This window comes from Streptomyces montanisoli (assembly GCF_017813245.1).
Lineage (GTDB): Bacteria > Actinomycetota > Actinomycetes > Streptomycetales > Streptomycetaceae > Streptomyces > Streptomyces montanisoli.
This window is the reverse complement of the sequence record NZ_JAGIQL010000124.1, coordinates 1-20,162: the sequence shown is the minus strand read 5'-3', so window position 1 is coordinate 20,162 and position 20,162 is coordinate 1. Positions and strand designations below refer to the sequence as shown.

Sequence of the window (20,162 nt, the reverse complement as noted above, 5' to 3'; positions counted from 1 at the left end):
CCGCGGGCGGCGCGGCGGCGGGCGGCGGCGCGGGCCGCCGGGTACAGGCCGGTTCGTCGCTGCCGACCTGTGCGAGGTCCGCGGTGAAGGTCGCGCTCGACAGCACGAAGGTGGCCTACGCGCCGGGTGAGAAGCCGCAGTTCAAGCTTGCGGTCACCAACGGCTCGGGCACTGACTGCAAGGTGGACCTCGGGGCGAAGGCGATGGTCCTCACCATCACCAACACGGGCGACGACCAGATCTGGACGTCCAAGGACTGCCCGAAGACCGCGCACGCGTACTACGAGGTGCCCGCGCACGCGGGCATCACCCGCGCGGTGACGTGGGACCGCAGGCACTCCACGACGAAGTGCTCGGGCCCGACCCCGCCGGCGGCGTCCGCTGGCACGTACCTGGTGCAGCTCACGACATCGGTCGCGACGGTGCCGCAGGCGCAGTCGCAGAAGTCGATCCGCCTCGACGCCGACTGACCCGCCCGGGCCGGCCTTCTCGCCACAGGCCTTGCCCCGCATGGCGGGTGGCGGGCGCGGCCGCCCGCTGCCGGCTCGCCCGGCAGCGCCGGACGGCGTCCCGCGCTGCCGGGCCCGCGGCGAGCGGTTGCTGTGTGCTGCTGGGGGCTCAGGCGCCCAGGGGCGAGCGGTTCGCCTCCCGCGCCGTCGCCCGCACGCGGCCGCGACCGCCCGGGGCCGGTGGCGGCCCCCTCGCTACCTGCCTCGACCGCCACGACGGTTGGCGCGCTGCGCCCGGGCCCCGCCGAGCGGGGTGCTCGCATCAGGCACTCGCCCCGCGCCGGACGGCGGCCCGCTCTGCTCAGCCGCCTGCGGGCCCGTCTCGGGCCGGGCGGCGTCTCGTTGCCACTGGCCGTGTCCGGCTGCGGGACCGACGCCGACCCGGACGCGGCGTTTACCTGGGCCGTGCGAGCCGACGCAACCGGGGCCACAGGGGGCCGGGGCCCGGGGGCCGCGGGCCGAACGGCCGTGTGCGGCACGGTGCCGGCCCGCGCGGGGCGGCTGCGCCGCCCACTGCGGGCTCAGACGTAGCGTTCCAGGATGGACGACTCCGCCAGCCGCGACAGGCCCTCGCGCACGCTGCGTGCGCGTGCCTCGCCGACGCCGTCCACCGTCTGCAGGTCGTCCACGCTCGCCGCGAGCAGCTTCTGCAGGCCGCCGAAGTGCTCCACGAGGCGCTCGATGATCGCCCCCGGCAGCCTCGGCACCTTCGCGAGCAGGCGGTAGCCCCGCGGCGAGACCGCCGAGTCCAGCGTCTCGGGCGAGCCGCTGTAGCCGAGTGCCCGCGCCACCATGGGCAGTTCGAGCAGCTCGGTGTGGGTGAGCGTGTTGAGCTCGTCCAGCGCCTCGCGCACCGTGCGGGACCGTTTCGCCGTCGGCTCCGGCACGTAGTCGCGCACGACCAGTTCGCGTTCCGGCTCGACGCCCGCGATCAGCTCGTCGAGCTGGAGCGCCAGCAGGCGGCCGTCCGTGCCGAGTTCCACCACGTACTGCGCGATCTCCGTGGCGATCCGCCGGACCATCTCGAGGCGCTGCGCGACGGCCGTGACGTCCCTGACCGTGACCAGGTCCTCGATCTCGAGCGCCGACAGCGTGCCCGCGACCTCGTCGAGGCGCAGCTTGTAGCGCTCGAGCGTGGCGAGCGCCTGGTTCGCACGGGACAGGATCGCCGCGGACTCCTCAAGCACGCGGCGCTCACCGTTCACGTACAGCGCGCTCAGCCGCATCGACTGCGAGACCGACACGACGGGGAAGCCGCACTGCTTCGACACGCGGTCCGCCGTGCGGTGCCTGGTGCCGGTCTCCTCCGTCGGGATCGACGCGTCAGGCAGGAGCTGGACGCCCGCGCGCAGGATCTTCGTGATGTCCTTGTCCAGGATCAGCGCGCCGTCCAGCTTGCACAGCTCGCGCAGGCGCGTGGACGTGAACTCGACGTCGAGCACGAACCCGCCCGTGCACATCGCCTCCACCGTCTTGTCCATGCCGAGGACGATCAGCCCGCCGGTGTTGCCGCGAAGGATCCGCTCGAGGCCGTCCCGCAGCGTCGTGCCGGGCGCGACCGCGCTCAGGGCCGAGCGCATGAGCGATTCGCCGCCGGAAACGCCGGAGCCCGCGCCGGACTTTCCGGGTGTCGACCCCCGGTCGCCTGCTGCCACTGCATTCCTCCGGCTCGTACGGATGGGCGAGACCAGGGCAAAGTCTACCGGCGCACATCCTCGCCCCGCGGGGCCTCCGCGCGAGCCCGGCGCGGCAGGACCCGCAGCGCATCGCCCATGTCGGCGACTTCCGTGACCTTCATACCGGCCGGGACCTTCCCGGGGTCGGACGGCACGAGGGCGTGCGTGAAGCCCAGACGGTGGGCTTCCGCCAGCCTGCGCTGCACGCCCGTGACGCGTCTGACCTCGCCCGCGAGGCCAACCTCACCGATCGCCACGAGATTCTTCGGCAACGGGGTGTCGCTCGCCGCCGACGCCAGCGCGAGCGCCACCGCGAGGTCCGCCGCGGGCTCCGTCAGCCGCACACCGCCGACCGTCGCGCTGTAGATGTCCCGCTTGCCGAGCGCCGAGATGCGGCCCCGCTGCTCGAGCACCGCGAGCATCATCGACACGCGCGACGTCTCCAGGCCCGACGTGGTGCGCCGCGGCGACGGGATCTGCGAGTCGACCGTGAGCGCCTGCACCTCCGCGACCAGCGGCCTGCGCCCTTCCAGCGTGACGGTCAGGCACGTGCCGGGCACGGGCTCGTCCCGCCGGGTCAGGAACAGGCCCGACGGGTCCGCGAGCCCCGTGATCCCCTCGTCGTGCAGCTCGAAGCAGCCGACCTCGTCCGTCGTGCCGTACCTGTTCTTGACGCCCCGTACGAGGCGCAGCCGCGCGTGCCGGTCGCCCTCGAACTGCAGGACCACGTCCACCAGGTGCTCCAGCAGGCGCGGGCCCGCGATCGCGCCGTCCTTCGTGACGTGCCCGACGAGCATCGTGGCCATGCCCCGCTCCTTGGACGCCCTGATCAGCGCGCCCGCGACCTCCCGCACCTGCGCCATGCCGCCGGGCGCGCCGTCGATCTCGGGGGAGGCGACCGTCTGCACGGAGTCGAGGACGAGCAGGGACGGCTTCACCGCGTCGAGGTGGCCGAGCACAGCCGACAGGTCGGTCTCCGCCGCCAGGTACAGGTCGTCGTGGAGCGCGCGGATGCGGTCGGCCCGCAGCCGCACCTGGCTCGCCGACTCCTCGCCCGTCACGTACAGCGTGCGGTGCTCGGAGCTCGCCGCCTTCGCCGCGACGTCGAGCAGCAGCGTCGACTTGCCGACACCGGGCTCGCCCGCGAGCAGCACGACGGCGCCCGGCACGAGCCCGCCGCCCAGCACCCGGTCGAGCTCGGGCACGCCCGTGGAGCGCGCGGTGGCCTGCCGGCCGTCGACCTCGCCGATGGGCACGGCCGCGGCCGTCACCCGCCCCGCCGCGGTCGTACGCACGGCGGGTGCCCCGTACTCCTCGATCGTGCCCCACGCCTGGCACTCGGGGCAGCGGCCGAGCCACTTCGCGGTCGTCCACCCGCATTCCGTGCAGCGGTAGGACGGCCGGTCCTTGGTGGTCTTCGTACGGGCAGCCATGCGGCTCACCGTATAGCCAGGCACTGACACCGGCCCCGGCGCCCGGCCTCCTGCCGGTGTCCTTCCGGTGGTCAGCCGGTGGTCAGCCGGCGATCAGGGGCTCGATGCCGTCCAGCAGGCGCTGCAGGCCGAACTCGAAGAGGGCGTCCAGGTCGAAGTCGTAGCCCTCGGCCAGCAGCCGGCGGAAGACGGGGAAACCGCCGGAGCCGAGGCTCGCCTCCAGCGCGGGCTCCTGGGTGTCCAGCCACTCCTCGCTGTCCATGCCGGTGGTGGCCTCGGCCACCGCCTCCGCCTCGACGTTGACCGCCGTGCCGCGCGTGTAGTTGAAGAGCGTGAGGTGGATCGTGAACGCGGTGTACGAGTCAAGACCGAGGCCGTCGAGCGCGTCCAGCACCCACTCGGTGAAGCTGATCGCGTGCGGCAGCGCCTGCGGTCTGGTGAGGGACATGGCGGAGGCCAGCCACGGGTGGCGGCGCAGCAGCGCCCACAGCGCGCGTGCGGCCAGTTCGAGGCGTGCGCGCCTGCTTGCGTGGACGCCGGTGTCGACGCCGGTGCCGGTCGGCCCCGGCAGCGGGGCGTCCGCGAAGACGGCGTCCATCATGCGCAGCAGCAGGTCGTCCTTGTCGTTCACGTGCCGATACAGAGACATCGTCGCCACGCCGAGGTCGGCGGCCAGGCGGCGCATCGAGACCGCGTCGATGCCCTCCGCGTCGGCGACGGCGACGGCGGCCGCCACCACGGACGCCAGGTCGAGGGCGGTGGCGGGGCGCGGCGCGTGCGCACGCGGTCGCGCCGGGTCCGGGTCCTGCGGCCTGCGGATGGGCCCGGTCGCCGACGCGCGCGCGTCAGAGGCGGAGGCGGAGTCGGAGGCGGCACGCGGGGGCGCCGACGCGTCCGCCGTGGCCGAGGCGCCCGCCGTCGTGGGCCTGCGGTCCGCGACGACCGTGCCCACGCCGGGCACCGCGCGCACCAGCCCCTCGCGGCGCAGCTCCGTCAGCACCTTCGTCGCCGTGGCCATAGCGATCCCGCAGGCGCGGGTGAGCTCGCGGGTCGACGGCACGCGCGCGCCCGGCGCGAGGTCGCCGGTCTCGATGCGGCGTCGCAACTCGCCGACGATGCGGCGATAGGGGGCCTGGCGGGCCGTGGCGTCCGTCACGAATGCGGTCCCTTCCGGCCGATCCCCGCCGACCGTACTAGTGCACGTGTCCGGACACCGTACCGCCGCGACCTGCGGCGGCACACCCGCGTCGGCCGGATACCTGCCGTACTAGTGCGGTCAACGGCGTGAATTACTGCTCTGTGCAGGTGATTCGATATCGTCGATCGCATTGTGGTGCACCTGCGTACGCCGTATATTTGGGGCTATGGAGAACACGGACATCCTCATCTCGGGAGCCGGCGTCGCGGGCCCCGCACTGGCGTACTGGCTGAACGCGGCGGGCTTCTCCGTCACGGTCGTCGAGCGCGCGCCCGCCCTCAGGACCGGCGGGCAGACCGTCGACCTGCGCGGCGCCGGGCGCGAGGTCGTCGCCCGTATGGGCCTCATGGACCGGGCGCGTTCCCTCGTCGTCGAGCAGCGCGGTTACGCGATCGTGGACGCACGCGGGCGCATGTCCGCGGCGATGCCCGCCGACAGCTTCGGCGGGGAGGGCATCATCTCGGAGATCGAGATTCTCCGCGGCGACCTCGGCCGGCTCCTGTACGACGCGAGCGAGCCGGGGCGCGCGACGGGGTACCTCTTCGACGACACGATCACGGGCCTCGACGAGGACGCCGACGGTGTGACCGTCACCTTCGAGAAGGCGGCCGCCCGACGCTTCGCCCTGGTGGTGGGCGCGGACGGCGCCCACTCCACCCTGCGCCGGCTGGCGTTCGGACCCGAGGAGCGGTACTTCTCGCCGCTGAACCTCTACACGTCCTGGTTCGGGGCGGTCGACCAGAGCGTCGCGCTCGACGGCTGGTACCTCGCGCACAACGCGCCGGGCGGCCGGGTCGCCTCCGCGCGGCCCGGCCACGGGCCGGGCGAGCTCAAGGTGTCACTCAGCTTCCGGTCGGGACCGCTGCCCGTACGGCGCGGGGACACGGCCACACAACGCGCGCTGCTCAAGGAGCGGTTCGCGGGGCTCGGCTGGGAGGTCCCGCGCCTTCTCCGCGCCCTCGACGCGACCGACGAGTTCACGCTCGACCACATCGGCCAGGTGCGGATGGACGCCTGGACGCGCGGGCGCGCGGCGCTGATCGGCGACGCCGGCTACTGCCCGACACCGCTGACCGGCCTCGGCACGAGCCTGTCGCTCATCGGCGCCTACGTGCTCGCCGGCGAGCTGGCGTCCGCGCGCGGCGACCACCGGGCGGCCTTCGCCGCGTACGAGCGCACCATGCGGCCCTACGTGCGGCAGGCGCAGGAGCTGCCGCCCGGCGGCGTCGGCGGGTACGCGCCGAACAGCCGCGCCGGCATCGCGCTGCGGAACCTGTCGATGCGTTCGATGAACCGTTGGCCTGTGCGCCCTCTGCTCGCGAAGCAGTTCGCCAAGGCCGGGGACATCGCGCTGCCTGACTACCCGGCGCTCGGCGCCAGTCCGCGACGACGCGTCAACCCCGTGCAATCGTCGTAAGTGAAGTGACGATTCTTGTCCCCTTTCGCGGGGTTTCTTCACCCGTACGGATTAAATGCCCCCAAGAGGCGCGAAGGGCGCACGCTCCTCTGTCTACCGTCGCCAGGTGACGAGCAGCAGCCCCGAGACCTCCATGCACGCAAGCGGCGCACACCATGCGCCCCATCGTGCGCCCCGGTTGGCGGCGCCTCGGCCGCCCGCGCGCTACGAGCCCTACCTGGACGGCCTGTTCACCTACTGCCTCTCCGTGCTGTGCGACCACGACGCGGCGATGGAGGTGCTGGGTGAGGTACTGGCCCTCTCCGAGCGCCAGTACGGCCGCTCGCCCACGGCGGAGGGCGAGCGCAAGGCGTGGCTCTACGCGCTGGCCCGTTGGGTGTGCCTGCGCAGACTCACGGAGCAGCGCAGGGGGCGTGAGGGAGCGCACGCACAACCGAAGCCCGCGCCGGCGCGGAACGCGGAAGGCGGGGCGGGCTCCCCGGCCACCACGTCCGGCGACGAGAGCGCGCAGGCCGCGCAGGCTGTGCGGGCCGCCAAGGCGGCCGAGGAGCGGCGGCGCCGCGAACTGGCGCTGCTCGCCTGGCCGGAGGCCGCGGGCACGACGCCTGAGCAGCGCGAGGTGCTCGAACTCGCCGTGCGGCACCAGCTCGGCCCGCAGGGCGTCGCCTCCGTGCTGTCCCTCGAGCTCTCCGCCGCTCGCACGACGCTGTCCACGGCCGCCGTCGAGGTCGAGCGCACGCGCGCGGCGCTCGCCGTGGTCGAGACCGGCAGTTGCCCCGCCGTCGCACGGCTGACCGGCGACAGTCAGGTCCTGCTCTCGGCCACGCTCCGCCGCGAGCTCGTGCGCCACGTGGACGACTGCCCACGCTGCCGCCGCGCCGCGGAGCGCGTCGAGGCGGCGGGGCCCTGGCCGGGTTCGGGCCCCGGCGTGCACTCCGGCGCGGGGGCAGGCACGGGGGCCGCCCGTCCGCGCGCCGGGCGCAGATCGCCCGCCGTGCTGCCGCTCGTGGAGGTCGACAGGGCGGCCGCGTACGCCGCGATGCTGCACGCCCCGAGGTCGAGGGGCGCCGGCCCCCGCTTCGGGCGTAACGGTTTCCCACTCGACCCCAAGGACCGTGCGGCCAGGCGCGACCGGCTGCGCTCGCGCGCCGTGACGACGACCGTCGTCGCGACGGTCATCGCGGCTCCCGTGCTCGCGCTGTGGGCCGCGTACCGGGGCGCGCCCGAGACGGGGGAGGGCCACGGCGGCCCGTCGATCAGCGCCGGCGAGTCCGGCGACCCCTCGGCGCGCGACGGCAAGGGCTACGAGCGCTACGAGAACGCGGGCAACGCCAGCGACCGGTCGGGATCGCCGTCCGCCGACGGCGGGCGCGGGCACGGCGCCGAGGGCTCCGACGTGTCCGTCAAGGTCGTCAGCCACGGCGGGACGGGCCATTCGGGCGGGCCGGGCTCCGCATCCGCGGGCTCGCTCGCGGTCACCGCGAGGACGTCGTCCGGCCGTACGACGATCACGCTCACCGCGTCGGGCGCGCCCGTCTCGTGGGCGGCGAGCGTCGGCGCGAACTGGCTGCACCTGAGCCAGTCGTCGGGCACGCTCGCGCCGGGCAAATCCGTCACGATCGACGTCACCGTCGACCACGCGCGCGAGCCGCAGGGCGCGTGGAGCGTGCGCATCGCGCTGCATCCGACGGGCGCGTTGGTGCTGGTGGACGGCTACGGCTACCCGACGGGCCCGCGCGCGGGCGGCGGCGGCAAGCCGGGCAGGCCCGGCCGCCACCACGGCGGCGGCCACCATGGCGGCGGTCATCACGGCGGCTCCGGGGGCTCCGGCGGCTCCGGCGGCGGAACGGGCTCCTCCGGTGGGTCCGGGGGCTCGGGAGGCTCCGGCGGCTCGGGCGGCGGCTCGGGCTCGGGCGGCTCCCCGACCGGGTCGGGCGCGCCGTCCGACCCGTCGAGCGGCGGCACGGGGGGCGGCACGACCGACCCGACGCAACCGCCCTCGGGCGGCTCGACCCAGCCCCCGCCGACGTCGCCCCCGCCATCACCGGACGAGAGCACGCCCCCGCCCTCCGCGACCTGACCCCGCGACCGCGGGCCCTGCCGGCGTATCCCGTGCCGACCAGCCGGCCCGCCGCCGGAAACGGTCCTGCTCGGCGTGTGGCCGTGCCCCGGTGACCTGTTCGGCGGGTCGGGCCGCCCTTGCCCGTCGTGGCCCGGCCCGACGGCCGAGGGCCCGGCCCGCGCCCCGCGAGGCGGACGCGCGGCTCAGCGCGGGGCCGGAGCCTCCGGCCCCGTCGGGTCGGCCGGGTGCGGGGCCACCAGCGGCAGCTCGCTGTGCACGCGGCGCGCGCACAGCTGCGCCAGCACGTCGTACGCCTCCTTGCCCATCATCTCCGTCAGTTCGGGCCCGTACGTGACGTACACCGGGTCGCCCGCGCCGTGCGCCGACGTCGCGGACGTGCACCACCAGTGCAGGTCGTGGCCGCCGGGACCCCAGCCGCGCCGGTCGTACTCGCCGATCGAGACCCGCAGCACGCGCGTGTCGTCCGGGCGGTCGATCCAGTCGTAGGTGCGCCGCACCGGCAGCTGCCAGCACACGTCCGGCTTCGTCTCCAGCGGCTCCCGGCCCTCCCGCAGCGCCAGGATGTGCAGCGCGCACCCGGCGCCGCCAGCGAAACCCGGACGGTTCTGGAAGATGCAGGAGCCCTGCCACACGCGCGTCTGGCGCTCCCCGTCGTCCTCATCCTCTTGCGTCCAGCCGCCGCCGCGCGTGCCCTCCTCGTGGAACTGCCACACGTCGGGCGTCAGCCGCGCGACGTGCCCGGCCACGCGCTCCTCGTCCTCCTCGTCGGAGAAGTGCGCGCCCAGCGTGCAGCAGCCGTCGTCGGCGCGGCCCGCCTGGATGCCCTGGCAGCCGCTGCCGAAGATGCACGTCCACCGCGACGTCAGCCACGTCAGGTCGCAGCGGAAGACCTGCTCGTCGTCGGCCGGGTCGGGAAACTCGACCCACGCGCGCGGGAAGTCCAGGCCGTGCTCGTCCGCCGCGCGCGCCGCGCGAGCGGAATCCTCCGCACGCGTGCGCTCGGCTTTGCCCGGCTTCGTCTTGTTCGTCTTAGGCACGCGCCCCAGGCTAACGGGCCCGCCCGGCGCACGGCGGCGGGCGGGCTCACGTACGGTTCCGCGCATGAGACTCGGAGTCCTCGACGTCGGTTCCAACACCGTGCACCTGCTGGTGGTGGACGCGCACCGCGGCGCCAGGCCGCTGCCCGCCCACTCGCACAAGGCGGAGCTGCGCCTGGCCGAACTCGTCGACGCGGACGGCGCGATAGGGCGCGAGGGCGTCGACCGGCTCGTGGCGACGGTCACCGAGGCCGTCGGGGCCGCCGAGGACAAGGGGTGCCAGGACGTGCTCGCCTTCGCCACCTCCGCCGTGCGCGAGGCCGCGAACGCCGACCACGTGCTCGCCAGGGTCCGCGCGGAGACCGGCGCCGACCTGCAGGTCCTCAGCGGCGCGGACGAGGCGCGCCTGACGTTCCTCGCCGCGCGGCGCTGGTTCGGCTGGTCCGCGGGCAAGCTGCTCGTCCTCGACATCGGCGGGGGCTCCCTCGAGGTCGGGTACGGGCTGGACGAGGCACCCGACGCGGCCGTGTCGCTGCCGCTCGGGGCCGGCCGCCTCACCGCGGGACGGCTGCCGGGCGATCCGCCGGACGCCGCCGACGTACGTGAGCTGCGCCGCCACGTGCGCGCGGAGATCGCCCGCACGGTCGGCGAGTTCAGCCGGCTCGGCAGCCCCGACCGCACCGTCGCCACCTCGAAGACCTTCCGCCAGCTCGCCAGGATCGGCGGCGCAGCACGCTCGGCCGAGGGACCGTACGCGCAGCGCAGGCTGAGTCGTTCCTCACTCGAGGAGTGGGTGCCGAGGCTGGCGGCGATGACCGTCGAGCAGCGCGCCGCGCTGCCGGGGGTGTCCATCGAGCGGGCGCCCCAGCTGCTCGCCGGCGCGCTGGTCGCCGAGGCGGCGATGGACCTGTACGGCGTGGACGAGCTGGAGATCTGCCCGTGGGCGCTGCGCGAGGGCGTGATCCTGCGCCGCCTCGACCTCATGCCGGCGACCTGAGCCCGCATGCCCGGCGACCTGAGCACCGCATGCCCGGCGACCTGAGCGCCGCCTGTGGACGCGGGCAGTGCCCCGAGCGTGGGCCCGTACCCTGTCTTGGTGGCTAATCCAGCGGCAGATCCAGCGGCGCGCGCCCCGGGGGTGAAGGTCGCCCTCTCGACGGCGTCCGTCTACCCCGAGAACACCGCGACGGCCTTCGAGATCGCGGGACGCCTCGGCTACGACGGTGTCGAGGTGATGGTCTGGACGGACCCCGTCAGCCAGGACCTCGACGCCCTGCGGGCCCTGTCCGACCGGCACGAGGTGCCGGTACTCGCGATACACGCGCCCTGCCTGCTGATCACCCAGCGCGTCTGGTCGAGCGACCCGTGGACGAAGCTCAAGCGCGCCAAAACGGCGGCCGAGAAGCTCGGCGCGTCCACAGTGGTCGTGCACCCGCCGTTCCGCTGGCAGCGCCAGTACGCGCGCGACTTCGTCTCCGGCGTGTGGCGCATGGCCGGCGAGACGGACGTGCGGTTCGCCGTCGAGAACATGTACCCGTGGCGCTACCGGGACCGCGAGATGCTGGCGTACGCGCCGGACTGGGACGTCACCAAGGAGGACTACCGGCACTTCACGGTCGACCTCTCGCACACGGCGACCGCGCGCACGGACACCATGGCCATGGTCGACCGGATGGGCGACCGCCTCGGCCACGTCCACCTCGCGGACGGCAAGGGCTCGGCCAAGGACGAGCACCTGGTGCCGGGGCGCGGCGACCAGCCGTGCGCCGAGTTGCTGCACGGCCTGGCGGACCGCGGGTTCGACGGGCACGTGGTCATCGAGGTCAACACGCGCCGCGCGGTGTCCGTGGCGGAACGCGAGAGCGACCTCGCGGAGGCCCTGTCGTTCACCCGCCGCCATCTCGCGGACGCACGCGCGCGACGTCTCGCCGTACCGCCACGCACCGGCCGGGCCGGCGGCGCCGTGTGACCGGCCCCACGGCCGGCGAGCCCGCACCGGGGCCCGCGCCCGCACCGGAGCCCGCGCCGGGACCCACGCCGCCCGCGCCAACCAAGCCCCCATCCCCGTCCCCGGCACCCGGACGCCGCGGCCGCGGCCGCCCGTCCCGCACCGCCGCGGAAGCGGGCCCGGGCGCGCGCGAGCGCATCCTCGCGGCGGCGCGCCGCGAGTTCGCCGAGCACGGCTTCGACAGGACGTCCGTGCGCGCCGTGGCGAGGGCCGCCGGCGTCGACGCGGCGCTCGTCCACCACTACTTCGGCACGAAGGAACGGGTCTTCGCGGCCTCCATCGAGGTCTCCTTCGAACCCGCCCTCGGCGTGCACGACGTCCTCGCGGGCGACCGGGACACCATCGGCGAGCGCCTCGCCCGCCTGTTCTTCGGCGTATGGGAGGACGAGCACACCAGGGCGCCGCTCCTCGCGGTCATGCGCTCGGCGCTGACGAACGAGACGGCGGCGGGCGTCATGCGCACGTTCGTGCTGCGGCGGCTGCTGGAGCGGATCGCCGAGGGCCTCGACGTGCCCGACCCCACGCTGCGCGCCGAGCTGGCCGCGTCGCAGATGCTCGGCGTCGCGCTGCTGCGGTACGTGCTGGGCGTGGAGCCGCTGGCGAGCGTGGACGCGGAGGAGCTCGTGCGCCGGGTGGCGCCGACGCTCCAGCGCCACCTGACGGAGCGCTGAGCGTCCCGTATTCCGGACGAGGTGTCCGGATCTTGGAGACGGAGCGTACGCTCGGGCCTACGCAATCCCGGTGACGCGACCCCGCTGACGCGTCCGCCGAAGCATCTGCCGAAGGAGCGAGCGACGATGCCCGAGCTGAGGTCCCGCACTGTCACCCACGGCCGCAACATGGCGGGCGCGCGCGCCCTTATGAGGGCGTCGGGCGTAGCGAGCGAGGACATCGGCAAGCCCATCGTGGCCATCGCCAACTCCTTCACCGAGTTCGTGCCGGGGCACACCCACCTCGCGCCGGTCGGCCGCATCGTCTCCGAGGCCGTCAAGGCGGCGGGCGCCGTGCCGCGCGAGTTCAACACCATCGCCGTGGACGACGGCATCGCGATGGGCCACGGCGGCATGCTGTACTCGCTGCCGTCCCGCGACCTGATCGCCGACTCCGTCGAGTACATGGTCGAGGCGCACTGCGCGGACGCGCTCGTCTGCATCTCCAACTGCGACAAGATCACGCCGGGCATGCTGATGGCCGCGATGCGCCTCAACATCCCCACGATCTTCGTCTCCGGCGGCCCCATGGAGGCCGGCCGCGCGACGCTGGTCGACGGCACGGTGCGCAAGCTCGACCTGATCAACGCCATGTCGGACGCGGTGGACGAGTCGGTGTCGGACGCCGACATGCTCCGCATCGAGGAGAACGCCTGCCCGACCTGCGGTTCCTGCTCCGGCATGTTCACCGCCAACTCGATGAACTGCCTCACGGAGGCCATCGGCCTCGCCCTGCCCGGCAACGGCTCCGTCCTCGCCACCCACACCGCGCGCCGCGCGCTGTACGAGCGGGCCGGCGCGGCCGTCGTCGACCTGGCGAAGCGCTACTACGAGCAGGACGACGCGTCCGTCCTGCCGCGCAACGTCGCCACGCACGCGGCGTTCGAGAACGCGATGGCGCTCGACATCGCCATGGGCGGCTCCACGAACACGATCCTGCACCTGCTCGCGGCCGCGCAGGAGGCGGGCGTCGACTACGACCTGTCCGACATCGACGCGGTGTCGCGGCGGGTGCCGTGCCTCGCGAAGGTCGCCCCGAACGTGGCGCCGGGCGGCACGTACTACATGGAGGACGTGCACCGCGCGGGCGGCATCCCCGCCATCCTCGGCGAGCTGTACCGCGGCGGCCTGCTCAACGAGGACGTCCACACCGTCCACGCGCCGAGCGTCAAGGCGTGGCTCGGTACCTGGGACGTGCGCGGCGGCTCGCCGTCCGACGAGGCCGTCGACCTGTGGCACGCGGCGCCCGGCTGCGTCCGCTCCGCCGAGGCGTTCTCGCAGTCCGAGCGGTGGGACTCGCTGGACACCGACGCGGCGGGCGGCTGCATCCGCGACGTGGCGCACGCCTACAGCGAGGACGGCGGCCTGGGGGTGCTGCGCGGCAACATCGCCGTGGACGGCTGCGTCGTGAAGACCGCCGGCGTCGACGAGTCGATCTGGAAGTTCGAGGGTCCCGCGGTCGTCTGCGAGTCGCAGGAGGACGCCGTCGAGAAGATCCTCCGCAAGGAGATCACCGAGGGCGACGTCGTCGTCATCCGCTACGAGGGCCCCAAGGGCGGCCCCGGCATGCAGGAGATGCTCTACCCGACCTCGTACCTGAAGGGCCGCGGCCTCGGGAAGTCGTGCGCGCTGATCACGGACGGACGCTTCTCCGGCGGCACGTCGGGCCTGTCGATCGGCCACGTCTCGCCCGAGGCGGCATCGGGCGGCGCGATCGCGCTGGTGCACGACGGCGACCGCATCCGCATCGACATCCCGGCGCGCTCGATCGAACTCCTGGTGGACGACGAGGAGCTGGCCGCGCGCCGCGACGCGCTGAACGGCGTGTACGCGCCGAAGGCCAGGGAGCGCAAGGTGTCGGTGGCGCTGCGCGCGTACGCGGCGATGGCCACGAGCGCGGACCGCGGCGCCGTCCGCGACGTGTCACGCCTGGGCTGACGCCGGCACGCGGCACGCCTTCGGCGCACGGCGGCGGTCGGGGATAATCGACGCGTGAGCGATCAGCGGCAGCGCCCCGCGGGGCAGGACGACAGCGCGGGCGGCGCGCCCGCGGCGGACACGCCCGCAGCGGACACGGCCGTGCGGCACGCGCCGGCTCGGGGCACCGCCCGGGGCGGCGGGCCCGAGCCCGAGGAGCTGCGCTTCTTCGGCACGACGTGGGTGCGGCACGACGGCGGCTACGCGGTGCGCCGCGTCGCCGTCGCCGCGGGCTCGCTCGTGGCGGCCGCCGCGTCCTGCGTCGTCCTGCGGTTCGCGTACGACGGGATCGCGCTGGCCGGCGTCGGGTCGTTCGTCGGGGTGCTGGTCGTCGCGATGTTCGCGGTGTGCAGCCTCGTCGCGTTCCGCAGGACGTGGGCCGGGTTCGGCGAGCGCCCGGCGGACCAGGCACGCGAGGACTCCCTGCGCAGCCTCAAGACCATCGGCTTCATCGGCTCACTCCTCGCGTACTTCGTCCGCTCGCTCACCGAGGCGCCTGGGGAGGGGCTGCTGCGGCGCGAGTACGAGGCCGCCGTCGTCGCGTACGAGAAGCGGCGCGGCGCGCGCAGCGGCAACCCGGGCGCCCGCGCGAAGAAGAAGCGGCCAGGCGGGAAGGCCGGAAGGACCGGGAAGGCCGCGGCGCCCACCGAGAACGCCTAGCCCCACACGCCCACACGTCCGCACGCCGCCCGCACGCCCGTACGCCCCGCACGCCGAAGAAGGAGTGCCATGACCGCACGCGCCCTGTCCTTCGATGTCGTCGCCGAGCTGTACGACACCTCGCGCCCCGGCTACCCGCCCGCCCTCTTCGACGCCGTCGAGGACGCCGCGGGCCGCCCACTCGCCGGCGCGCACGCCGTCGACGTCGGCGCGGGCACCGGCATCGCCACCCGCTCCCTGCTCGCACGCGGCGCGCGCGTCACGGCCGTGGAGCCGGGGCCCGGCATGGCGGGGCGGCTGCACGCGGTGCTGCCCGGCGTCCCGCTCGTACGGGCCGTCGGGGACGCCCTGCCGCTCGCGGACGCGTGCGCCGACCTCGTCACGTACGCCCAGTCCTGGCACTGGACGGACCGGGCGCGCGCCTTCGCCGAGGCGCTGCGCGTCCTGCGGCCGGGCGGCACGCTCGCCCTCTTCTGGAACGTCGCCGACCAGACGGTCCCCTGGCTCGCGGCCCAGAACGCCCGGCTGCGCGCCCACGGCGGCGACGGCGGCCATGGTGTGCACGGCGCGCGCGAGCAGGGCCCGCTGCTGCCGGACAGCGTGCCCACCACCCACCGCCGGGTCTCCTGGTCGCGCCAGGTGACGCTCGACGAGCACCTCGGCAACCTGTCCACCCACTCCGTGTTCCGCATGCTGGGCGAGAGCACGACGGCCGCCTTCCTGACGGCCGAACGACAGGCACTGCTCGACGTCTTCCCGGACGGCACGGTCGAGGAGGCGTACGTGGTCGACCTCGTCACCACGCGCCGCTGACCAGCTTCGATAAGGGACGCGACTCGTCACGAGACGCCGAAGATCTTGGACGCCGTGGCTCCGGGACGAAACCATGGGTGGCGCGGGACACACACCAGACACCCGGGGAGCCTGCCATGGCCGAACTGGCGGTATTCGAGCGGGAACGCCGGCGCCTCGCGGCCATCGCCCACCACGTCACGGGCTCCGTCACGGACGCGGACGACGCCGTCCGGGAGGTGCGGTCGCGCTGGCAGCGCCTGCCCGCCGAGGAGGCCGGGGCGCCGCGCGCGTACCTCACGGCCGCCGTCGCCCGCTTCTGCCACGACCGCCTGACGGAGGCCCGCGCACGCAGGGACGCCTACGCCGGCATCTGGCTGCCCGAACCGCTCGTCACGGACGCGGCAGAACTCGACGCGACGGCGGGGACGGCGGGGACGGCGGGGACGGCAGCGCTGAGCGTTCTCGAACGCCTCACCCCCGCCGAACGCACGGCGTACGTCCTGCACGACCTGCACGCCGTGCCGTTCGCGGACATCGCCGGGATCGTGGGCCGCGACGCCGACGCCGTGAGGCGACTGGCGTCCCACGCCCGCCGCAGGGTCCGCGCGGAGGCGCCCGCCCCTGCCGCTGACCGCCAGGAGAGCGCCCGCGCCGTCGACGCGTTCCGCGACGCGGTCATGGCGCAGGACTCCGACGCGCTGCTCGAAGTGCTCGACCCCGACGTGGTGCTGCGCTCGGACGGCGGCGGCTTGGACATCGCCGCGCGGTGGCCGGTGATCGGCGCCGAGAAGGTCGCCACGTCCATAGCCCGCGTCCTGCACCACTTCGGCCCGCGGCGGCTGCGCATGGTGGCCCGTGACGTCAACGGCGCGCCGGGCGCGGTGCTGTGCGAGGCGGATGCGGGGGTCGTCGCGGTCTACGCGTTCAGAGTGGGCGACGGCCGCATCAGGGCGATGGACGGCGTCCTGAACCCGGACAAGCTGCGCAACGTACGAGCCGCCGAACTCACACCGCTCTGACCGGCCCGGCAGCCCCGGGCGTCGCCTCGCCGTCGTCGCCCAGCACGTGGTCGATGCCCGCACGGACGAACGCGCGCGCCGCCTCGCCGCGCCGGGAGCGCCACGGCTCGGCCGCGGGCACGGGGTCCCTGTCGTAGCGCAGGGCGCGCACGTCCTCGACGACCGCGGCCGGCGCGCCCATGCGCGCGAGCTCGCCCAGCGCCTCGCCCTTGGTGACGAGACGGCCCTCGCGGAGGGTGACGGCCGCACGGGCCAGGGTCACCATCCCGAGCGCCACCCAGATGTCCTGCGTCCACAACTCCGCCCGCGCGGCCGCCGGGTACCAGTACTCCCGCAGGTCGCGGCGGACGAAGGCGGCCAACTCCCCTTCGCCCAGCGGCGGCAGCAGCGAGGCCGGCGAAGGACCGCGCAGCACCCTGCCGCGGCACAGGAGTTCCTGGCGTGCGACCGGGGTGACGGGCCGCTCGAAGGGCTCGCCGTGCGCCCAGGTGAAGTGGTCGAGGTCGGCGTCGGCGAGGCGGGAACGCGACAGGTACGTGCAGTGGAGCAGGCGCGCGAGGGGCTCGTCGCGCATCAGCGCCCGGTGCACCCCGGCCAGCAGCGCCCGCTCACCGTTCCCGTCCCGGCCGGTATCGACGACGGCGACGAGATCGAGGTCGCTGCGCCCTTCCTGGTAGTCGCCCATGGCGAGCGAGCCGTGCGCCCACAGGGCGACCACGTACGCGGGCAGGTCGGCCGTGAAGCGGGCGAGGAGCCGTTCGGTGGCGGGGGACTCGGGGGACTCGGTCATGGGTGCCAGGATGGCCCGGTACGGGCCCCGTACAGAAGAGGCCGCACGAACCCGCACGGCGAGGTGACCGAATTGACCGGCACGAACCAGGCCCGCTCGAACAGGACTGTCGCGGTCCTCGGCACGGGCAAGATCGGCGAGGCGCTGCTCAGCGGCATGATCCGCGCCGGGTGGCGCCCCGAGAGCCTGCTGGTCACCACGCGCAGGCCCGAGCGCGCCGCCGAACTGCGCGACCGCTACGGGGTGGAGCCCGTCACCAACGAGGAGGCGGCGAAGCGCGCCGACACCCTCATCCTGGCCGTGAAGCCGCAGGACATGGGCAAGCTCCTCGACGAACTCGCCCCGCACGCGACCGCCGACCGGCTCGTCATCAGCGCCGCGGCCGGCATCACGACGGCGTACATCGAGGACAGGCTCGCCGACGGCGTCGCCGTGGTGCGCGTCATGCCCAACACGCCCGTCGTCGTGGACCAGGGCATGTCCGTGATCTCCGGGGGCAGCCACGCGCTGCCCGACCACCTCACGCACGCCGAGGAGATCTTCGGCGGGGTAGGCAAGACGCTCAGGGTCCCCGAGTCCCAGCAGGACGCCGCCACCGCCCTGTCGGGCTCGGGGCCCGCGTACTTCTACTTCCTCGTCGAGGCCATGACGGACGCCGGCATCCTGCTCGGCATGCCGCGCGCCCAGGCCCACGACCTGATCGTGCAGTCGGCGATCGGGGCCGCGGTCATGCTGCGCGACAGCGGCGAGCACCCCGTGAAGCTCCGCGAGGCCGTCACGTCCCCCGCCGGGACCACGATCAACGCGATCCGCGAGCTGGAGGACCACGGCGTACGGGCGGCCCTGATCGCCGCACTCGAAGCGGCGAGGGACCGCAGCCGCGAACTGGCCACGGGCAACGGCTGACGGCGGCGGCGCCGGCCACCCGCTCGCGGCGAGGCGGGCGGGCGGGCGGCGCGGCGCGCGTCAAACGGCGCGCGTCAGGCGGAGCTCGTCAAACGGCGGGCAGCAGGCCGATCGCCGCGTAGGCCGCGTCGACCACAGGTCTGGCCACGGAACGCGCGCGCTCGGCGCCGTCCCTCAGCACCTTGTCCACCTGCGCGGGATCGGCGGCGAGCACCGCGTGCCGCTCCTGCAACGGCCGCAGCACTTCGACGACGGCCTCGGCGGTGTCCCGCTTGAGCGCCCCGTACGAGTCGTACGACGCGGCGAGCGCCGCCGGGTCCTCGCGACGGCACGCCGCGAGGATGTCCAGCAGGTTCGCCGCGCCGGGCCGCGCGTCGCGGTCGTACACGACATCGTGCCCGCTGTCGGTGACGGCCCGCATGATCTTCTTCCGGACGGTGTCGAGGTCGTCGAGCAGGTAGACGATCCCAGCCGTGTCCCGGTGCGACTTGCCCATCTTCCCCGTGGGGTCCTGCAGGTCCATGACGCGCGCGGCCACCTGCGGCCGCGTCGCGCGCGGCACGGTGAACGTCTGCCCGTAGCGCTGGTTGAACCGCACCGCCAGGTCGCGGGCGAGTTCGACGTGCTGCGTCTGGTCCTCGCCCACCGGCACCTCGTCCGTCCGGTACGCGAGGATGTCGGCCGCCATCAGCACCGGGTACGACAGCAGCGAGAACCGCACGCTGTCGCCGGTTTCGCGCGCCCGTGCGCTCTTCTCCTTGTACTGGATCATGCGCCGCAGCTCGCCGTCGGTGGCCACGCACTCCAGCAGGTACGACAGGCGCGTGTGCTCGTCCACGTGGCTCTGCACGAACAGCGTGCAGACCGCGGGGTCGAGACCGGCGGCGAGCATCAGCGACGCGGTCTGCCTGCTGAGCCGGCGCACCCGCGCGGGGTCGTGCTCCACGGTGAGGGCGTGCAGGTCGACGACGGAGAAGAACGCGTCGGACTGGTGCTGGTCGATGTCGACCCACCGGGCGATGGCGCCCAGGTAGTTCCCGAGTGTCAGGTGCCCGGTGGGCTTGATCCCGCTGAAGATGGTGGTCATGGACTGTGTCTCCTGCCTCCGTGGGTGGACCGTCGCCGCCTGGCGGGCCGTGTGCCACTCCGGAGCGAGTGGGAGGAGAAACAGAACGGCCGCCGGGAGGCGGCGGCCGTTGGGTGCGTGTGTGTACCGGCCGCCGTCAGGCGGCCCGCCACAGGGTGCGAAGGATACGTACACGCGAGTTCATGGAGGCGAGTGTACGCCGGTCCGGCCCCAAGTTGACAGACCAAACGCCGATCCGTAACGTACCCCGGGCTGTTCGACGTGAGCGCCGACCCAGGTCGGTCCCCGGGCAGCCACTCCGCAGGAACCACGAAGAACGAACGACTTCGCGTCGTGCCGTTCTGTGTGTTCTTTGCGCGAGTGAGGAGGAAGGAATCCGTGTTCGAGAGAACCGGAGCCCCGATTGGCGTCGGAGCCCCTGATTCCGCTAAAGTCTCACTCGTCGGAACGGCCGAGCAAAAGGGCCGGAAAGACAACGGCAGGATCCCATTCTGACGGGGAATCGGACGGAAACAGCGTCTGGTAGAGTTCAGAAACGTAAGGCCGAAGGGAAAGCGCCCGGAGGAAGCCTGAGAGGGTTTTCGAAGGAAGCGTCCGTTCCTTGAGAACTCAACAGCGTGCTAAAAGTCAACGCCAGATATGTTGATACCCCTGGTCTGCCGGGCCTGTGTGCCTGGTGGATTTGGGTTCCTTTGTAGTAACACAGCGAGGACGCTGTGAACAGGACGGAATTATTCCTTCCTCCTGTTCCGCTCTCGTGGTGCTTGAAGCATTCACGGAGAGTTTGATCCTGGCTCAGGACGAACGCTGGCGGCGTGCTTAACACATGCAAGTCGAACGATGAAGCCTTTCGGGGT

At 73.8% G+C, this 20,162-nt stretch carries 16 protein-coding genes, 1 rRNA gene and 1 pseudogene; 12 read left to right on the top strand and 6 right to left on the bottom strand.

The window, feature by feature from the left end; genetic code table 11:
• Positions 1–470 (top strand): annotated as a pseudogene (locus JFN87_RS24375) (hypothetical protein); the annotation flags it as partial.
• 560 nt (positions 471–1,030) lie between these two features.
• On the opposite strand, the gene disA reads toward JFN87_RS24375, so the two are convergent.
• The 3 genes from disA to JFN87_RS24360 all read right to left on the bottom strand — a co-directional run bounded on the left by disA (position 1,031) and on the right by JFN87_RS24360 (position 4,774).
• Positions 1,031–2,164, bottom strand: coding sequence for a DNA integrity scanning diadenylate cyclase DisA (gene disA, locus JFN87_RS24370; protein ID WP_209343211.1), 1,134 nt, complete (start codon positions 2,162–2,164; stop codon positions 1,031–1,033).
• Positions 2,165–2,208: 44 nt separating this feature from the next.
• The gene (radA, locus tag JFN87_RS24365) at positions 2,209–3,618 is read right to left on the bottom strand and encodes a DNA repair protein RadA (protein ID WP_209343210.1); all 1,410 of its coding nucleotides are present in this window, start codon (positions 3,616–3,618) and stop codon (positions 2,209–2,211) included.
• Positions 3,619–3,700: 82 nt separating this feature from the next.
• Positions 3,701–4,774, bottom strand: coding sequence for a TetR/AcrR family transcriptional regulator C-terminal domain-containing protein (locus tag JFN87_RS24360; protein WP_209343209.1), 1,074 nt, complete (start codon positions 4,772–4,774; stop codon positions 3,701–3,703).
• Positions 4,775–4,982: 208 nt separating this feature from the next.
• Here JFN87_RS24360 and JFN87_RS24355 point away from each other — a divergent pair, with 208 nt between their 5' ends.
• Both JFN87_RS24355 and JFN87_RS24350 read left to right on the top strand, forming a co-directional pair.
• Complete coding sequence (locus JFN87_RS24355; protein WP_209343208.1) at positions 4,983–6,233, top strand: FAD-dependent monooxygenase; 1,251 nt, start codon at positions 4,983–4,985, stop codon at positions 6,231–6,233.
• Positions 6,234–6,339: 106 nt separating this feature from the next.
• Positions 6,340–8,313, top strand: a complete 1,974-nt coding sequence (locus JFN87_RS24350) for a BACON domain-containing protein (protein ID WP_307865582.1) — start codon at positions 6,340–6,342, stop codon at positions 8,311–8,313.
• A gap of 185 nt (positions 8,314–8,498) precedes the next feature.
• On the opposite strand, the gene JFN87_RS24345 is transcribed toward JFN87_RS24350, so the two are convergent.
• Positions 8,499–9,353 carry a DUF3109 family protein gene (locus tag JFN87_RS24345; protein ID WP_209343205.1) on the bottom strand — a complete coding sequence of 285 codons (855 nt, stop codon included), beginning with the start codon at positions 9,351–9,353 and terminating at the stop codon, positions 8,499–8,501.
• A 64-nt stretch (positions 9,354–9,417) separates the two neighbouring features.
• Between JFN87_RS24345 and JFN87_RS24340 the strand changes: the two genes are divergently transcribed.
• From JFN87_RS24340 to JFN87_RS24310, 7 genes are all read left to right on the top strand, one after another.
• Complete coding sequence (locus JFN87_RS24340) at positions 9,418–10,350, top strand: Ppx/GppA family phosphatase (protein ID WP_209343204.1); 933 nt, start codon at positions 9,418–9,420, stop codon at positions 10,348–10,350.
• Between the two features lie 99 nt (positions 10,351–10,449).
• Entirely contained in the window at positions 10,450–11,322 is an 873-nt protein-coding gene (locus JFN87_RS24335; protein ID WP_209343203.1) for a sugar phosphate isomerase/epimerase family protein, read from the top strand.
• Positions 11,319–12,032: a TetR/AcrR family transcriptional regulator gene (locus JFN87_RS24330; protein ID WP_209343202.1), complete on the top strand. Its 714-nt coding sequence runs from the start codon at positions 11,319–11,321 to the stop codon at positions 12,030–12,032. The genes JFN87_RS24335 and JFN87_RS24330 overlap by 4 nt, the downstream gene beginning before the upstream one ends.
• Before the next feature lie 126 nt (positions 12,033–12,158).
• Positions 12,159–14,009, top strand: coding sequence for a dihydroxy-acid dehydratase (ilvD, locus tag JFN87_RS24325; protein WP_209343201.1), 1,851 nt, complete (start codon positions 12,159–12,161; stop codon positions 14,007–14,009).
• Positions 14,010–14,150: 141 nt separating this feature from the next.
• Positions 14,151–14,708 carry a hypothetical protein gene (locus JFN87_RS24320; RefSeq protein WP_209343212.1) on the top strand — a complete coding sequence of 186 codons (558 nt, stop codon included), beginning with the start codon at positions 14,151–14,153 and terminating at the stop codon, positions 14,706–14,708.
• A 69-nt stretch (positions 14,709–14,777) separates the two neighbouring features.
• On the top strand, positions 14,778–15,521 hold the full coding sequence (locus JFN87_RS24315) for a class I SAM-dependent methyltransferase (protein WP_209343200.1): 744 nt from the start codon (positions 14,778–14,780) through the stop codon (positions 15,519–15,521).
• A gap of 116 nt (positions 15,522–15,637) precedes the next feature.
• Positions 15,638–16,522: a sigma factor-like helix-turn-helix DNA-binding protein gene (locus JFN87_RS24310; RefSeq protein ID WP_209343199.1), complete on the top strand. Its 885-nt coding sequence runs from the start codon at positions 15,638–15,640 to the stop codon at positions 16,520–16,522.
• Here the strand turns inward: JFN87_RS24310 and JFN87_RS24305 are convergent.
• Positions 16,509–17,312 carry a nucleotidyltransferase domain-containing protein gene (locus JFN87_RS24305; RefSeq protein WP_209343198.1) on the bottom strand — a complete coding sequence of 268 codons (804 nt, stop codon included), beginning with the start codon at positions 17,310–17,312 and terminating at the stop codon, positions 16,509–16,511. The genes JFN87_RS24310 and JFN87_RS24305 overlap by 14 nt on opposite strands.
• A gap of 156 nt (positions 17,313–17,468) precedes the next feature.
• On the opposite strand from JFN87_RS24305, the gene proC reads away from it, so the two are divergent.
• Positions 17,469–18,218, top strand: coding sequence for a pyrroline-5-carboxylate reductase (gene proC / locus JFN87_RS24300; RefSeq protein ID WP_245181040.1), 750 nt, complete (start codon positions 17,469–17,471; stop codon positions 18,216–18,218).
• Positions 18,219–18,306: 88 nt separating this feature from the next.
• On the opposite strand, the gene trpS is transcribed toward proC, so the two are convergent.
• Positions 18,307–19,305: a tryptophan--tRNA ligase gene (gene trpS, locus JFN87_RS24295; protein WP_209343196.1), complete on the bottom strand. Its 999-nt coding sequence runs from the start codon at positions 19,303–19,305 to the stop codon at positions 18,307–18,309.
• 772 nt (positions 19,306–20,077) lie between these two features.
• On the opposite strand from trpS, the gene JFN87_RS24290 reads away from it, so the two are divergent.
• A 16S ribosomal RNA gene (locus JFN87_RS24290) occupies positions 20,078–20,162 on the top strand; the annotation flags it as partial.

Bases quoted from the DNA above. Each gene is read 5' to 3' on its own strand.
- JFN87_RS24310 (WP_209343199.1), top strand. From the start codon at position 15,638: ATGGCCGAACTGGCGGTATTCGAGCGGGAACGCCGGCGCCTCGCGGCC.
- JFN87_RS24355 (WP_209343208.1), top strand. From the start codon at position 4,983: ATGGAGAACACGGACATCCTCATCTCGGGAGCCGGCGTCGCGGGCCCC.
- JFN87_RS24340 (WP_209343204.1), top strand. From the start codon at position 9,418: ATGAGACTCGGAGTCCTCGACGTCGGTTCCAACACCGTGCACCTGCTG.
- radA (WP_209343210.1), bottom strand. From the start codon at position 3,618: ATGGCTGCCCGTACGAAGACCACCAAGGACCGGCCGTCCTACCGCTGC.
- JFN87_RS24305 (WP_209343198.1), bottom strand. From the start codon at position 17,312: ATGACCGAGTCCCCCGAGTCCCCCGCCACCGAACGGCTCCTCGCCCGC.
- proC (WP_245181040.1), top strand. From the start codon at position 17,469: ATGATCCGCGCCGGGTGGCGCCCCGAGAGCCTGCTGGTCACCACGCGC.
- trpS (WP_209343196.1), bottom strand. From the start codon at position 19,305: ATGACCACCATCTTCAGCGGGATCAAGCCCACCGGGCACCTGACACTC.
- JFN87_RS24315 (WP_209343200.1), top strand. From the start codon at position 14,778: ATGACCGCACGCGCCCTGTCCTTCGATGTCGTCGCCGAGCTGTACGAC.
- ilvD (WP_209343201.1), top strand. From the start codon at position 12,159: ATGCCCGAGCTGAGGTCCCGCACTGTCACCCACGGCCGCAACATGGCG.